The sequence below is a fragment of the Leisingera sp. M658 genome (genome assembly GCF_025144145.1).
Classification (GTDB): Bacteria; Pseudomonadota; Alphaproteobacteria; order Rhodobacterales; family Rhodobacteraceae; genus Leisingera.
This window is the reverse complement of sequence record NZ_CP083546.1, coordinates 849,204-862,949: the sequence shown is the minus strand read 5'-3', so window position 1 is coordinate 862,949 and position 13,746 is coordinate 849,204. Positions and strand designations below refer to the sequence as shown.

The 13,746-nt window shown below is 55.2% G+C and carries 11 protein-coding genes and 2 pseudogenes; 6 read left to right on the top strand and 7 right to left on the bottom strand.

Going from position 1 to position 13,746, the window contains the following annotated elements; translation table 11 throughout:
• The first annotated feature begins 213 nt into the window (after positions 1-213).
• From K3724_RS04410 to K3724_RS23805, 4 genes are read left to right on the top strand one after another with little or no spacing between them, the layout of a single operon-like run.
• Complete coding sequence (locus K3724_RS04410) at positions 214-1,737, top strand: ABC transporter substrate-binding protein (RefSeq protein ID WP_259990442.1); 1,524 nt, start codon at positions 214-216, stop codon at positions 1,735-1,737.
• 8 nt (positions 1,738-1,745) lie between these two features.
• Positions 1,746-2,687 carry an ABC transporter permease gene (locus K3724_RS04405; protein WP_259990440.1) on the top strand — a complete coding sequence of 314 codons (942 nt, stop codon included), beginning with the start codon at positions 1,746-1,748 and terminating at the stop codon, positions 2,685-2,687.
• Entirely contained in the window at positions 2,684-3,499 is an 816-nt protein-coding gene (locus K3724_RS04400; protein ID WP_259990438.1) for an ABC transporter permease, read from the top strand. The genes K3724_RS04405 and K3724_RS04400 overlap by 4 nt, the downstream gene beginning before the upstream one ends.
• Positions 3,492-4,922 carry an ATP-binding cassette domain-containing protein gene (locus tag K3724_RS23805; protein ID WP_311200201.1) on the top strand — a complete coding sequence of 477 codons (1,431 nt, stop codon included), beginning with the start codon at positions 3,492-3,494 and terminating at the stop codon, positions 4,920-4,922. The genes K3724_RS04400 and K3724_RS23805 overlap by 8 nt, the downstream gene beginning before the upstream one ends.
• Positions 4,923-5,361: 439 nt before the next feature.
• Here K3724_RS23805 and K3724_RS04385 read toward each other — a convergent pair whose 3' ends face one another.
• The 5 genes from K3724_RS04385 to K3724_RS04365 all read right to left on the bottom strand — a co-directional run bounded on the left by K3724_RS04385 (position 5,362) and on the right by K3724_RS04365 (position 10,833).
• The gene (locus K3724_RS04385; RefSeq protein WP_259990435.1) at positions 5,362-6,318 is read right to left on the bottom strand and encodes a hypothetical protein; all 957 of its coding nucleotides are present in this window, start codon (positions 6,316-6,318) and stop codon (positions 5,362-5,364) included.
• A 67-nt stretch (positions 6,319-6,385) separates the two neighbouring features.
• The gene (locus tag K3724_RS04380; RefSeq protein WP_375545337.1) at positions 6,386-7,105 is read right to left on the bottom strand and encodes an amino acid ABC transporter ATP-binding protein; all 720 of its coding nucleotides are present in this window, start codon (positions 7,103-7,105) and stop codon (positions 6,386-6,388) included.
• Positions 7,106-7,190: 85 nt separating this feature from the next.
• Positions 7,191-8,453, bottom strand: a complete 1,263-nt coding sequence (locus K3724_RS04375) for an amino acid ABC transporter permease (protein WP_259990433.1) — start codon at positions 8,451-8,453, stop codon at positions 7,191-7,193.
• Positions 8,454-8,565: 112 nt separating this feature from the next.
• Positions 8,566-9,771 (bottom strand): amino acid ABC transporter permease, encoded by a 1,206-nt coding sequence (locus K3724_RS04370; protein ID WP_259990431.1) that lies wholly within the window; start codon positions 9,769-9,771, stop codon positions 8,566-8,568.
• Positions 9,772-9,789: 18 nt separating this feature from the next.
• Entirely contained in the window at positions 9,790-10,833 is a 1,044-nt protein-coding gene (locus K3724_RS04365; RefSeq protein WP_259990429.1) for an amino acid ABC transporter substrate-binding protein, read from the bottom strand.
• A 324-nt stretch (positions 10,834-11,157) separates the two neighbouring features.
• Between K3724_RS04365 and K3724_RS04360 the strand changes: the two genes are divergently transcribed.
• Positions 11,158-12,054: a LysR substrate-binding domain-containing protein gene (locus tag K3724_RS04360; RefSeq protein ID WP_259990427.1), complete on the top strand. Its 897-nt coding sequence runs from the start codon at positions 11,158-11,160 to the stop codon at positions 12,052-12,054.
• 766 nt (positions 12,055-12,820) lie between these two features.
• On the opposite strand, the gene K3724_RS04355 is transcribed toward K3724_RS04360, so the two are convergent.
• Complete coding sequence (locus tag K3724_RS04355; RefSeq protein WP_259990425.1) at positions 12,821-12,988, bottom strand: hypothetical protein; 168 nt, start codon at positions 12,986-12,988, stop codon at positions 12,821-12,823.
• A gap of 303 nt (positions 12,989-13,291) precedes the next feature.
• On the opposite strand from K3724_RS04355, the pseudogene K3724_RS04350 reads away from it, so the two are divergent.
• Positions 13,292-13,507 (top strand): annotated as a pseudogene (locus tag K3724_RS04350) (transposase domain-containing protein); the annotation flags it as partial.
• A gap of 19 nt (positions 13,508-13,526) precedes the next feature.
• Here the strand turns inward: K3724_RS04350 and K3724_RS23940 are convergent.
• A pseudogene (locus K3724_RS23940) lies at positions 13,527-13,700 on the bottom strand (transposase); the annotation flags it as partial.
• Between the last annotated feature and the right edge of the window lie 46 nt (positions 13,701-13,746).

Below are 13,746 nucleotides of genomic sequence, written 5' to 3'. Positions count from 1 at the left end.
GTTACGCGTCTCATGTATTTACATTACTGAAACTGTCAGGTAATGCCCGCATGCCAGCCTCGATCACTCTTGGTCTTGCCAGCATATCGAAAAACAGGTGGCAAAAGCGCTTGATGAACTCATGCACCTTGCGGGTTCTACCCTCAAGGGAACTCGTCGCTAGCCACTTCAAAATACTCCAAGTGGCCGGCGTGGCAGTAAGGAATTTTCACCATGAAACATGTTATTTTTGCTGCGACTGCAAGCTGTTCGGTTTTATTGACCGCGGTCGCTCCAGTGGCAGCTAATCCAGCAGATGATACGATCCGGATTGCCTCGCCATGGAAAATTGGTGCCTTGAAGCCCTCTTCTGGAACAGCGCTATCGCGGTCCGGTGTGGTTGAGACGCTAACCAAACCGACCAAAGAAGGCGAGATCGTCGGATTGCTGGCCGAAAGTTGGGTCGTAAACGAGACTTTGGACCAATGGCGTTTCAAGATTCGGTCGGGGGTTTCCTTTCATGATGGCAGTCCGCTGACGGCAGAAACCGTCGCAGCCAACCTGAAAGCCTTCAAGGAAGAAAGCTCGCTTCGAACTGCCCCCGTAAAAGAGATCACCTTTGAACAGGACGAGGTGGTCATTACGCTGGAGCGTCCATATTCGATCTTGCCGGCGATCTTGGCGGATTGGAATACGGCCATCATTTCTGCCGCAAATCTGACCGATGAGCGTGCGAGCGGCCTGGCGGGAACCGGCCCTTATATGATAACGGATGCCTCGGATCCGGCGACGCTGAAACTGGCGGCCAATACCAGCTATTGGGATGTTCGGCCTGCAATTTCCAAGGTCGAATACCTGTTTGTTCCCGACGCACAGGCACGTCAGGCGATGGTGCAGGCCGGAGAAGTCGAATTTGCGTTCAGCCTGCCTGTCACCGCAAAGCGGATGCTGGCAGGTGCAAACAATGTGAATGTGGACATCCAAGCCATCCCACGTGTTCGCGCTCTCAAACTGAACGGGGCTCATAAACCTCTGGATGAGGTGGCCGTGCGTCAGGCCATTAGTTATGCGATTGATCGCAAGGGGATCGCCACATCTATTGTCGGCAATCCAGACACTGCAGCATCACAGCTGTTTCCGGCCAGCCTGCCAGCCTGGCACGACAAATCCCTGGCACCTTTTGCCTATGATCCTGCCAAAGCTGCAGCGCTGTTGGCCGATGCAGGATTTGAGAAGGGCGAAGACGGCATTCTGACCCGTGATGGTGAGCGGTTTGAGATTGAACTGCGCACCTATGACTCGCGCCCTGAGCTGCCGGTTATCGGTGTGGCTATTCAGGGCATGCTGAAAGAAGTCGGCATTGATATGTCGATCAAACAGGGCGACTGGACCATCATCTCCGAAGGTCACACTGATGGAACGCTGGAGGCGGGTATCGTATCGGACAGCTTTGTCTACGTGCCCGATCCGATTGGCGCGCTGGCCGAGAATTTCTACCAAAGCGGTGGCTTCTGGGGCTCCATGAACTGGAACAACGACAAGTTCGATGGCCTGGTTGAAACCTACCAGAAAACCATCGACCCCTCCGAGCTGAAGACCCTGCGGCAGGATATGGTTGCAATGATCCACGACGAACAGCCGATGGTCACGGTCACATGGTATGACGACGTCTATGCTGTCTCTGATACGATCTCAAACTTCGAGTTTGATGTCTATGAGCGTGACTTTGGTCTGAACCGCCTGATTTGGGCGAAATGAGAACCTGAATGACACTTGCCCCGCTCTTGGCAAAGAAGGCCCTGCTTGTCTTGGCAATCACGCTGCTTGTTGCATCGTGTTCGTTCTGGGCCGTGCATCTTCTTCCGGAAAATCTGGCCCTGCAAATCGCAGCGGCCAGATTTGCCGGCGCTGAGCCTGATCAGGCTCTGGCCAATGTGATCAGCGCATCCTACGGTCTGGACCGGCCAGTGATCGTTCAATACGGGGAATGGCTGGTCAGTACCTTGATGCTGGATTTTGGCACATCCCTGGTCAGCGGCCGGGATGTGATGCATGACATTGTGCACCACGGGGTGAATTCCCTGCGGACGGTGTTCTGGGGGTTCATTGCGGGTGTGGGGCTGGCTGTGCCCATTGGTTTCTTTTGTGCCCGAAATCCGGGGAGCAAGCTGGATGTGGTGCTGTCGGCAATCAGTGCTGGGGTTTCGACAATCCCGGCGTTTCTGGTTGCGATTGTCATGGTACAGATTTTAGTGGTTGAATTGGGATTGGCGACGCTCAGCGGAACATCCGGCTGGTCACGGCTTTGGGTGTTGATACTTACTATCGCGCTCTCAGTTTCCGGCCCACTCAGCCGGGTGGTGCGGGCTGCGGTGATTGACGTACGTCAACAGCCCTATATGCAGCATGCGTTGATGCGGGGGGTTCCCGAACGCCAGCTGTTCTGGCGCCATGGTCTGAAGAATGCGATACGCCCCATGCTGAATTACCTGCCGGTCGTGTTTATGTTCCTGATTTACGACGTGATCGTGATTGAGATGGTGTTTAACTATCACGGATTAGGATGGGCATTGATCAATGCGGTCAAGGCGCTTGATGTGCCTCTGATGCAGGGGCTGGTTCTCTCTCTGATCGTGTTTTATCTATTTAGCACAGCACTGGCTGAGATCCTGACCTGGCGGATCTACCGGCAAAGGGTGGCACAATGATGGTGCGGACTCGCGGCGCTTGGCGGTTGGGTGTCTTTCTATCGCTTCTATTCATTCTGACGGCTAGCCTGGGGCCGGTACTTTATACGGCAGACCCCAATGCGCAAAACCTTCTGGCGGCGTTGTCTCCGCCTGCTGCGGAATACCCGCTGGGCACCGACCAGCTTGGCCGTGATGTACTGGCGCGCGTGTTGCATGGCGCGCGCTATTCAGCGGGTATCGCCGTTGCGGTTATTGCGCTTAGCCTGGTGACGGGCTGTGCACTTGCGGGGGTGGCAATGTGGTTCGGCGGCGCCATCGCCGCTGCTTTGACGCTCTTTTCGGATGCAGTTTATGCTTTGCCTGGCTTACTGGTCATCATTCTGCTGGCGGATGTTCTGGGCGGTGGCGCAGCTGTGATCATCTTCTTACTGTGGTTGGTTAAATGGCCCGAGTATTTCCGTCTGTCATATGCTGTTGGCAATCAGCTGATGAACAGTGACCATGTGCTGGCATCGCGGCTCGCCGGAGCGAGCGGCTGGCGGATCTTTCGCTTTCAGGTTCTGCCGGTCATGACGTCATATTTGCTGTCACTTGGGGCTGTTTCCGTTGGCCAGATCGTGTTGTCGATTGCCACCATCGGTTTCCTGGGGGTTGGCATTGCCCCACCACAGGCCGAATGGGGCATGATGATTAATGATCTGCGGATCTATTGGCAGATTTCACCGGTCCAGCTAGCGGCGCCAGTGGCGGCAATTGTCTGGGTTGTGCTGGCGTTGTTGATCGTGTCGCAATCCATGCCTGCACCCAAACCAAGAAGCTCCGATGCATAGTCTTGAAGTCCGCAATATGACGCTGTCAGCTGATCAGCTGTCTCTGGATGTGCCGCAAATGCAGTTTACACAGGGGCGGACATGCTGTGTCATAGGTCGATCCGGGTCTGGTAAATCCCTGTTTGCAGCCGCTTTGTCCGGGCTACCGGTGCCAGACCTGAAGGTGAGCGGTGACATTCTGCTGGATCACCAGCCTGCGGCTGGGCCGCTGTGGCGCGATCATGTTTTTGTGTTACCTCAGGAGCCTGCGGCGGCGCTTGATCCCACGATGGCCGTGAGAAAGCAGCTGGCGCAAATCCTGCGCTGGCGGCGTGATCCGCGGTGCCCCTGGGCCTCAACAGAGGATCTGTTTGCACAGGTTGGCCTGAAACCAGCGGACGGTTTGAAATTTCCGGGGCAGTTGTCCGGGGGGATGCAACAACGTGTCATGATTGCGATGGCGCTGGCCGCACGCGCCAGTTTTGTCATTGCGGATGAACCTACCAAAGGTCTGGACCAAACCAGCAAGCTGCGCACCATCGAGCTGTTTAAGCTGCTTAAGCAAACCGGCCGTGGGCTGGTGATTATTACGCATGATTTGAATGTGGCGCGCGATCTGGCAGACGATCTGGTTATTTTTGAGCAGGGCAAAATTGCCGAGCAGGGGAATGCTGCGCAGATTTTGAACGGGCCGGGTAGCCACGCTGCGCAGGCCATGATCAAAAGTGAACCGCGGATGTGGCCCGAGAAATATATCAGAACGGCAAACAATGCAGCTCCGGTTCTTAGTATTCAGGATGTGACCTTTGAGTTTGCCAAGGGCGCCCCGGTCGTCAACGGCGCAACGCTTGATATCCGTGAGGGGGAGGTTGTTGGGCTGTTGGGGCCGAGCGGAGTAGGTAAGTCCACTTTGGCGGATATATGCCTAGGGCTGCTCAAGCCATCCTCTGGTTCGGTCCGTTGGTTTGATGAAACGGCGGACCGAAAATTGATCCGTGCTGAGCGCACCAAGTTTCAGAAACTGTTTCAGAACCCGGCAAATGCATTCCCGCCGAACATTATCCTGGGAGATGTATTTGACAAGCTGACACCGGCCTCGGGGACGGGATTTTATTCCAAATCGGCGCTGATGGCCAAGCTGAACCTGGATCCGTCCGTGCTGCTGCGGCGCCCTGACCAGCTCAGCGGTGGAGAATTGCAGCGGTTACTGATTGTCCGGGTTCTGCTGGCGCAGCCGAGGTTCCTGGTCTGCGATGAGCCGTCATCACGCCTGGATATGTCAATTCAGCGCCTGGCTATTGATATTATTGCTGATTATGCGGCCCAGACATTAGCCGCTGTGCTGCTTATCTCACACGACAAAACGGTTCTGCAAAAGCGGGCGGACCGGTTCTTTGAGTTTACAAAATCGGGGCTGCTGGAGCAGAGAGTAAGCACGTTCTGACAGATGGCTGCGCGGCCCTGTTGGGCCGCGGTCCTATGCGTGTGTCGGCCGGCTTTACGGGGCATTATAGTGAAGCGCCCGCAAACTGACGATCAATCGCGCTTAAACGGTAGCCCAGATTGTACCCAGCCTCGGTTACGTCCGAAAAAATAGTGGACACTATTCTATGGGCAGGAAGAGAGGCCAGGGGAACTATCCTCGCGATTTCAAGCGTCAGATGGTTGCCCAGACGATGGTTGAGGGCGCGACGGTTGTCCGTGATGCCGACGGCAATCCAGACTTTCGTATTTGACGGAACCGGGATCATACCGCTTTCAGACCGGACGGTTGCGAATAGCTCCACAAAAGTGGAGTTAGATCATCCGTTCAGCAGCGCAAGATGCCCGGGCAAATGTGACGGCACCTCAGTTTTCAAGCCTTCGGGCACAGTGGACTTTCATCACCGCTGCAGAACCGTGCCCACCTTCATGACCTCAGCTTTTTGCAGTGCCAATTCAACCGCTGCTAGGTCGGCTATTGCAATTCCAGTAAAGAAAAACCCGGATCTTTGTGATCCTCTTGAACCCGGTGTGCCGCAGACCAATCTGGTCAGATCTCCGTCTGGCTTCACCCCGGTCACGTAGGGTTTCATATTGTGTAACGGGACATCATCGACCACTAGCTCATCAAAAGAGCCAAGACCGCTGGGAGTCCACGACCGACCGGCATCAACGGCAGCCACAAACGATGCCTCGGACAGGATCGACGCGTCCAAAAATGGCTTAAAACCGGGTCCGTCCGGAACGGAGGTCACGACAATATCAGCGCTTCGCAACACCTCTTGCCAGTCCGGCGTCACCAATGCCGTCAAGCCTTTCGAGTGGCACTCATCGGCCAGGCGGCAGCAACTGCCGCCTTCGCGGCCAAACAGGATTGCCTTTCTAAGGTCGAATTCAGACAGAAAAGCCTCCAGATGGAATGAAGCCTGCCGCCCAGCCCCGACAAAGCCAATAGTCTGGACCTTGCGGCGGGGTGTAAGATACCGGGAGGCCAGCAGGGAGAGCGACGCCGTGCGAAGCCCGGTAATTTCTTCACATTCCAAAATGGCAACCGGATGCCCGGTATGCACGTCATGGACGTTTATCAGGCCCCCGAGATGCGGAAGGTTGCGCGCGCTGTTGTCACGGGACAGGCCCAAGGTTTTGTGAACCGAAAATGCGGGATCTAACGCAGCCGCATGGAACGAAATCGACCGCGTCCCTTCATATGGGCTGATGGTTGAATTCGGATTGTTCCATGCTGCATTGTTCTGTTTCCTGCGCAGAATTTTGGCGATCGCATCAGCAATCTCGGAGTATGAAAGCCCCAGAGACTGAACGTCCGACTTGGAAAGATACCGCAGTTCACGCAGATTCATTTGCTTTGATTTCCGCAGCGGCTGGCAAGGTTCGCCCCTGACAGCCACCTGTTCAGGAGGGCGATTTTCAGTGGCCGAGGATCTGACTCAGGAACAACTGAGTACGATCTGTTCGGGGGTTGTCAAAGAAGGATTCCGGCGGCTGCTCTTCAATTATCTCACCTGCATCCATGAACACGACGCGGTCCGCAACCTGGCGGGCAAACCCCATCTCATGTGTCACACAGATCATCGTGATCCCCGATTCTGCCAGTTCTGTCATCACTTCCAGCACCTCCGAAATCATCTCAGGGTCAAGCGCCGAGGTCGGTTCATCAAACAGCAGGATATTGGGGTTCATGCAAAGCGAACGGGCAATAGCGACCCGTTGCTGCTGTCCACCAGAAAGCTGTTTGGGATATTTTCCGGCTTGATCGGGAATATGCACCCGGGCGAGGTAATTCATGGCAATCTCTTCCGCCTCGCGCCGGGGCATCTTCTTGACCCACATCGGCGCCAAGATGCAATTTTCCAGAACGGTCAGATGGGGAAACAGGTTGAACTGCTGAAACACCATTCCAACATCGCTGACCGAAGGATCAACGCTTTTTGCATGCCCTTCGACCAGCTTGCCATGCACGTAGATCTCACCCTGCTGGTATTGCTCCAGCCGGTTTATGCACCGGATCAGCGTCGACTTGGCTGACCCCGAAGGGCCGCAAATGACAATACGTTCCCCTTGGGCTACTGCCAGATTGATGTCCTTCAAGGCATGGAATTCGCCATACCATTTGTTTACATTCTTCATTTCGATGACAGCTTTTGCAGTCGCTTCGCTGTTGATCGGATTGGCTTGAAGTGGCTGGGTCATATTCATTCCTTACTTTCCCGGATCAACGCTTGTTTGATGCGCCGCCACCGACAACGTTTTCCAAGTGTTGACTGTATTTTGACATCGCAAAGCAGATGATAAAGTAGATGGCTGCGCCAAAGATCAGCGGCTCGTGATGCAGTCCGATCCAAGATGAGTTCCGGCCAATCGCCTTGAGCATCAGCAACATGTCATAAAGGCCAATGATTGAGACCAGCGTCGTATCCTTGAAAAGCGCGATGAAGTTGCTGACGATATTCGGGATCATCGCCTTGAGTGCCTGCGGCAGCACAACCAGGTACATGGTTCTCCAGTACCCAAGCCCGAGCGACTTGGCCGCTTCGGTTTGGCCGACGGCAACAACCTGCAACCCGCCCCTCACGGTCTCAGCCATATAAGCTGAGAAGAACAGACAGACACCGACGATGGCCTGTACCAGCTTGTTCAACTCAACACCCTGCGGCAGAAACAAGGGCACCATAGTCACAGCCATGAACAGGACGGTGATCAATGGGACAGAGCGTACAAGCTCAATGAAACTGACGGCCAAAACCTTGACCGCAGGCAATTCCGAACGCCGCGCCAGTGCCAGAAGGATGCCCATCGGCAGCGACACGGTGATCCCGATCCCAGCAATCACGAATGTCAGGAACAGACCGCCCCAGAGATTGGTTTTGACCTGCACAGGCTCCCACGATCCAAAAAATGCGTAGACAATGGCGAAGATCACAACAACCACTGTCGCCAGGGCATACTTATGCAGACGATCTGGTTTGTTGGTCATTCCCAACAGGGCCACAGCTGTTTTGGGCAACCCATTTCCGGTCAGCACACAAAGTACCGCATGCAGCCAGTTGCAGATCAATGTGGCAATCGCGCCGAGCAATGCGAATTGCATGAACCAGCCGCGCGCGCCTCCCGCAAACAGATAGCCAGCAAGGAACGGGAAGATCAGCACGGCAGAGATGCCAAACCACGCGCGTGCCTGTACTTTCTCCAGCCAGATCGGCAGCATCCAAAAGATCAGCAAACCAAAGGCGAGGTTAATCCGCCATTGCTCTTCGTCAGGATAACGGCCGTAGATGATACTGTTGTACCAGGCGGAGATACCGGCCCAGCAGGCTCCATGCGGGCTTTGATCAAGACATTCGCGGCGGCTTGACGCCTCCCAAACGGCATCGGCCACGCCCCAGTGATACAGGCCGGTCACGGTTGTGTAGATAAAGTACAGGCCGATCAATGTGATCGCTGTGCTCAGCCAGGAATAGAACAGGTTTTCCCGCATCCAATGGATGGGACCAACCGTTTCCGAGGGCGGTGCCTTGGCAGGTTTCGGTTGGAAAATGATCGCGTCTGCGGACACGGGCGACGCTGTGGATTTAGGGGTATCTGACATCTTACCGCTCCTTCAGCTGAACGCGTTTGTTGTAGTAGTTGAGCAGGAGCGAGATCGTGATGCTGACCGAACAGTAGAAGATCATCACCATGGCCACGATTTCGACTGCATATCCCACCTGGTTCAGCGAGGTTTGCAAGAACAGGGCTACAAGGTCGGGAAAGCCGATTGCCACGGCAAGCGACGTGTTCTTTACGGCATTCATCCAGTTGCTGATAAGTTGCGGAACAATCGCGCGCAGCGCCTGCGGAAGAACTATCATCCGCATCGACCAACTTGACTTGATCCCAAGCGAAAAAGCCGCCTCTCCCTGCCCCGGGCTGACCGACATGATCCCGGCCCGCACGGCTTCGCCGATATAGGCGGCGTGATAGATCGACAGCGACAGAACCACCGCGCACATTGCTGGGGGAAAGGAGATCCCGCCAGTCAGGTTGAAGCCCTTCAAGACCGGGATTTCCCAATTCAGTGGTGCCCCGGTCAGCACAAAGACCGTCGCGGGAAACAGCACCAATATTGCAGGCATTACGAGAGCCACTGGAAACCGTTGACCAGTCAGAATGCGGCGCCTCCGCGCCCATATTCCCAACACGATCGCCGCAACAACAGCAATCGCAATCGCAAGTAATGTGACATTAAACCCATCCTGCGGCAGTGCGCGCGGAAAGTAGATGCCGCGGTTGTTGACTTGCAAAATCCCCAATCCGGCCACATCAACCCCGTCTTTTGGCCTAGGCAGGATCGAGAAGACCGCGAGGAACCAGAATAGAACCTGAATGAGTGCAGGTGTATTGCGTACAACCTCGACATAAACTGACGCCAGACGCGAGATCAGCCAGTTTCTTGACAGACGCGCAATGCCGATCAGGAAGCCAAGTCCGGTAGAGGCCGCAATCGCCATCGCGGCGACAATCAGTGTATTTGTGATCCCTATTGCATACACCCGGGCGTAGCTGTCCCCGGGCTCATACGGCACCACCGACCAGGAAATATCGAACGGTGCTTCGATGTCGAGAAACCCGAACCCAGAGGCAAGCCCTAGGTTTTGCAGGTTCCTCGATACGTTGTCGTAGAGATACCATCCCATCAATGCAACCACTCCGACGACAGCGCATTGATAGAAGATGCTCTTGATACCTGCAGCGGTAAAACGCTCTTTTCTGGGAGGTTTAACAGGCACGGTGCGGCTATGTGAAGTGGTTGCCATTGTTAGGTTCCTTTCAGATCAACGGAAAGGGGGTGAGAACATCAGACCGCCTTCGGTCCAAAGCGCATTAGCAGAACCTGCACGGGGAATACCCAGCGCCTCGGGACGACCATCACCCAAGTAGTGTTCGTAGATCTCACCGTAGTTGCCAACAGCTTTGATCGCATGCACAACCCAGTCCTTTGGAAGACCAAGGCCCGTGTTCAGCTCGCCTTCGGCGCCCAGGAAACGGGCAACAAGCGGGTTAGGCGGATTGGCTGCAATCTCTTCGACATTCGCCTGGGTGATGCCCAGTTCTTCGGCATTGATCAACGCAAATACGGTCCACTGAACGATGTCGCCCCACTGGTTGTCACCATTGCGAACCGCAGGTGTCAGTGGCTCTTTGCTCAGGATTTCCGGCAATACGACATGTTCGGACGGTTCCGGGAAACCACGGGCTTCTGAGGCAAGAACCCCCTTGTCGGTGGTGATCGCATCACACCCGCCATTTAGGTAGGTTTCGTTGACGATAGCGGAATCGTCGAACGCAACAGCCTGAATATCCAGATTATTGGCTCGGCTGAAATCCTGAAGGGTCGCTTCCGAAGTGTGCCCGGTAATCACGCAAACCGTGGCACCTGTCAGATCAAAGGCACTCTTGATACCACTGTCTTTGCGCACAAGAAAACCTTGGCCATCGTGGAACACCGGAGCGGTAAAATCGATGCCCAGGGCTGCGTCACGACCAACAGTCCAGGTGGCCGTCCGGGAAAGCACATCAGATTCGCCATTGGCAAGAGATGTGAAGCGCACGGATGCTGAAACGGACTGGAACTCAACTTTGTTCGGGTCTCCGAAGATTGCAGCGGCCATTGCGCGGCAGACCGCTACATCGCTGCCTTCCCAGTCGCCACTTTCGAGCAGTTGATAAAACCCTGCACGCGGCGGCCCAACCTGGCAGTTGAGATGACCTCGGGCCTTTACGGTTTCAAGGGTGGATTGCGCAGCTGCAGGAGCCGCAATGCTAAGTCCCCCAGCCGCCATTGCTGCGCAGGATAGCATTGAAAACAGGTTCTTCATTTTCCCCTCCGTTGGAAGAATTCATGTTCATTACCCAAATGACAGCTCGAAGCTCAGCTCACTAAATTCACTGAATGGTCTGAGCATTTTCCTGGTCTGGTGTTTGCTCGAGACAGCCCTCAGTGAAGTTCTGCTGGCCTTGGCAGCCGATGGTGTAGAAAAGGTTACCGCCCGTTCACCATCCAAACCAATGCTTGCTGCTATCAAGTCTATGCATTATTGATATGAAGCGAGCTCCACGTTGGGTCCTGAGCGGATCGTGGACCTTCCGGACGTCCCTAACTCGAAAGCTCTCTGGCAATGTCGATACGTATCAACGACAGAATGATTGAAGCATTCAGAGCGGTCGTAACAGTCGGCACCGCAACCGCCGCTGCAGAGATAATGAACACCAGCCAATCCTCAATCAGCCGGTCGATCCTGCGGCTGGAGGAAATTACCAAGGTGCGCCTTTTTGATCGCGTTAAGGGTCGCCTTCACCTAACGCAGGAAGGTCAAGTTCTCTATGAGGAAGTGGAGAGCTCTTATGTTGGGTTGGAGCGAATCCAACAGACTGCGACCGCGCTGCGCCTCAAACAAAAAGGCCACGTGGGCATCGTTTGTGCGCCCGTTTTATCATATGGATTCATTTCGGACGCGGTGGCCCTCTTCTGCGAAGAGTTCCCGGAAGTAAGCGTTTCTGTCGAAACCAGACGGTCAAATATCATTGCGGAAATGATGTCTGCGCAACGATTTGATCTCGCTTTGGCCGAATACAGCAGCGACCCTCCAGGAGTTGCCACTGAGATTTTTGCAGAGCCGGATTTGGTCTGTATTTTCCCGAAGGGACACCGGTTCGAGAACATCGAAACGCTGTCCCTGAAAGACCTTGCAGACGAGCCTTTGATTGTCTTTCCGCCTCACGACGCTCACAGGAAGAGAATGGATGATGCCTTTGCAGAGATTGGAATAGACCCATTTGTGCGTGTTGAAACACCAATGTCTACAACTGTTGCTTCGATGGTTGCGAAGGGTGTGGGCGTTGCTGTTGTGAGCGTTTTTACTGCGAAGAGCTTTCCCAAGGATCACCAGATTGGCGTGCGCCCGATGAGAGGTGCAGGCAAGTTTACTGTCAAACTGTGGCGACCGCTTCATAGACCGACATCAACGATAGTCGATTCATTTTTGAGCCATCTGTTCAACTGTAGAGACAAATACATTCAAAGTGGCCCTGCCCCGTGAAACCGGCCCGGAGTGAGCTACCCTCCGTAATCCGGACACTCACGTAAGCTGCAATTTTCTATCTGCTGATCTTCAACACGAAGGAGATCAGATTTATCGAAACGGAAGCAACACCATCCAGATTTCAAGGCCAAGGTGGCGTTACAAGCGCTGAAAGCGCGAAAAAACGGTCAGCGAACTGGCAAGCCGATTTGGGGTGCATCCCACGATGGTCCATCAATGGAAGCGGGCTCTGCATGAAGGCGCGTCTGGCGTGTTTGAGCGCAACAGTCGGAAGGCACCTGAAGTCGATGAAGAACAAGTCAAAGACCTGCACGCCAAGATCGGGGAGTGGCTATCTCGGCCTCGGGTCGGAAGCTACCACGCAGCAGACCATAGGAATGTAGCTGCCGCAGCCATCCGGCGTCGCTGATATCGGTTTTGCGGCCCGGAACGTTCTTGGGTAATCGCTGTCCCGGCCCCACGTTGTAGCGCCTATCCCGTGCTGCGAGATCTTGCACATCTCACAGTGGGGAGTGCGTTTCGCAATGTGCGCTACAAATTCGTTTCTCAAATCGTTGGGCGTGGAAATCTACGCGTCGGGTCACCGGCGTTGGCCGGATGAAGCCAAGGCCCGGGCTGTGGCGGATACCCACGCGCTGTCTCAACCAAATCGTATTGCCGACGCTGACTCTCCAGATTGACCATGACCTGGGTTTGGGTCGATTGCCGGACATAAACAACGGCCCGGCGCTGCAGAAGGGCGGGCGGCAGCGAAGCGCCATGTTCAACGCTCATCTTCCACCTCCTCCGGATTGGCCCCGGCGGCCGCCAGCAGCAATTGCGCCAGCACCGTCAGAGCGGTTGTCCAGTCCTCCTTCGAAAGTCTCGCTATTGGGTTCGGTTGAAATGGCAGGGGCAACTGTGCCTGTTCTATTCGATGCTTCGGGATCATGCTCGGCCTTCATTGCCGATCCTTCATCGACAAATTCTCGCCGGAACCCCAGAGATCTGAGAACTGCATGCAGATCAACCAAAGCAACGGTCGAGACCATCGGTGACCCAAGTGTCATCACTGAACAAGCCGAAGCGTCTAGGACCCAGGCCGGCGACATGACCGCGACCCCGGGATCGCGTTCCAGCGCAACATACTGGCCGTCACCCCGCCGCAGGGCGCGAAAAACCGTTACATCTGATCCGAAATAGGCATGCCATCGATAATGAACGCGACAAGTCTGCCCGACATGGGCAGAATGAACGGGAACTGGCCCTCACAAGAAAGAACGCGCTATTCGCCGGCCATGATGAAGGCGGCCGTGCCTGCGGCCGCATCGCTTCGCTCATCGCCACGGCAAAGATCAACGGCGCCGAGCCCTTCGCCTACCTCAAGGCCACCCTCGAAGCCATCGCTGCAGGTCACCCCGCTAACCGGCTCGATGAACTCCTCCCCTGGAACTTCCAGCTGTCAAGCTGATCCAGGGTGAGGTGGAGACGCCGCTTACGTTCTTGGCATAGCGGGCATTCACAAGGATGACCTCGAAGCCGTGCGCCTCCAGGATCTCAAAGGCCGGTATCCAGTAAACGCCGGTCGACTCCATCGCCACGGTGGGAATACCGCACGACCGGAACCATGCGGCAAGGTCGTCCAGGTCTTGGGTTGACCTGCCCCCCGCGAAATCCCTCACCGTGATGTAGAGTCTGCGCCAACTCTGA

Bases quoted from the DNA above. Each gene is read 5' to 3' on its own strand.
- K3724_RS04410 (WP_259990442.1), top strand. From the start codon at position 214: ATGAAACATGTTATTTTTGCTGCGACTGCAAGCTGTTCGGTTTTATTG.
- K3724_RS04405 (WP_259990440.1), top strand. From the start codon at position 1,746: ATGACACTTGCCCCGCTCTTGGCAAAGAAGGCCCTGCTTGTCTTGGCA.
- K3724_RS04400 (WP_259990438.1), top strand. From the start codon at position 2,684: ATGATGGTGCGGACTCGCGGCGCTTGGCGGTTGGGTGTCTTTCTATCG.
- K3724_RS23805 (WP_311200201.1), top strand. From the start codon at position 3,492: ATGCATAGTCTTGAAGTCCGCAATATGACGCTGTCAGCTGATCAGCTG.
- K3724_RS04385 (WP_259990435.1), bottom strand. From the start codon at position 6,318: ATGAATCTGCGTGAACTGCGGTATCTTTCCAAGTCGGACGTTCAGTCT.
- K3724_RS04380 (WP_375545337.1), bottom strand. From the start codon at position 7,105: ATGAAGAATGTAAACAAATGGTATGGCGAATTCCATGCCTTGAAGGAC.
- K3724_RS04375 (WP_259990433.1), bottom strand. From the start codon at position 8,453: ATGCGGGAAAACCTGTTCTATTCCTGGCTGAGCACAGCGATCACATTG.
- K3724_RS04370 (WP_259990431.1), bottom strand. From the start codon at position 9,771: ATGGCAACCACTTCACATAGCCGCACCGTGCCTGTTAAACCTCCCAGA.
- K3724_RS04365 (WP_259990429.1), bottom strand. From the start codon at position 10,833: ATGAAGAACCTGTTTTCAATGCTATCCTGCGCAGCAATGGCGGCTGGG.
- K3724_RS04360 (WP_259990427.1), top strand. From the start codon at position 11,158: ATGATTGAAGCATTCAGAGCGGTCGTAACAGTCGGCACCGCAACCGCC.
- K3724_RS04355 (WP_259990425.1), bottom strand. From the start codon at position 12,988: ATGATCCCGAAGCATCGAATAGAACAGGCACAGTTGCCCCTGCCATTT.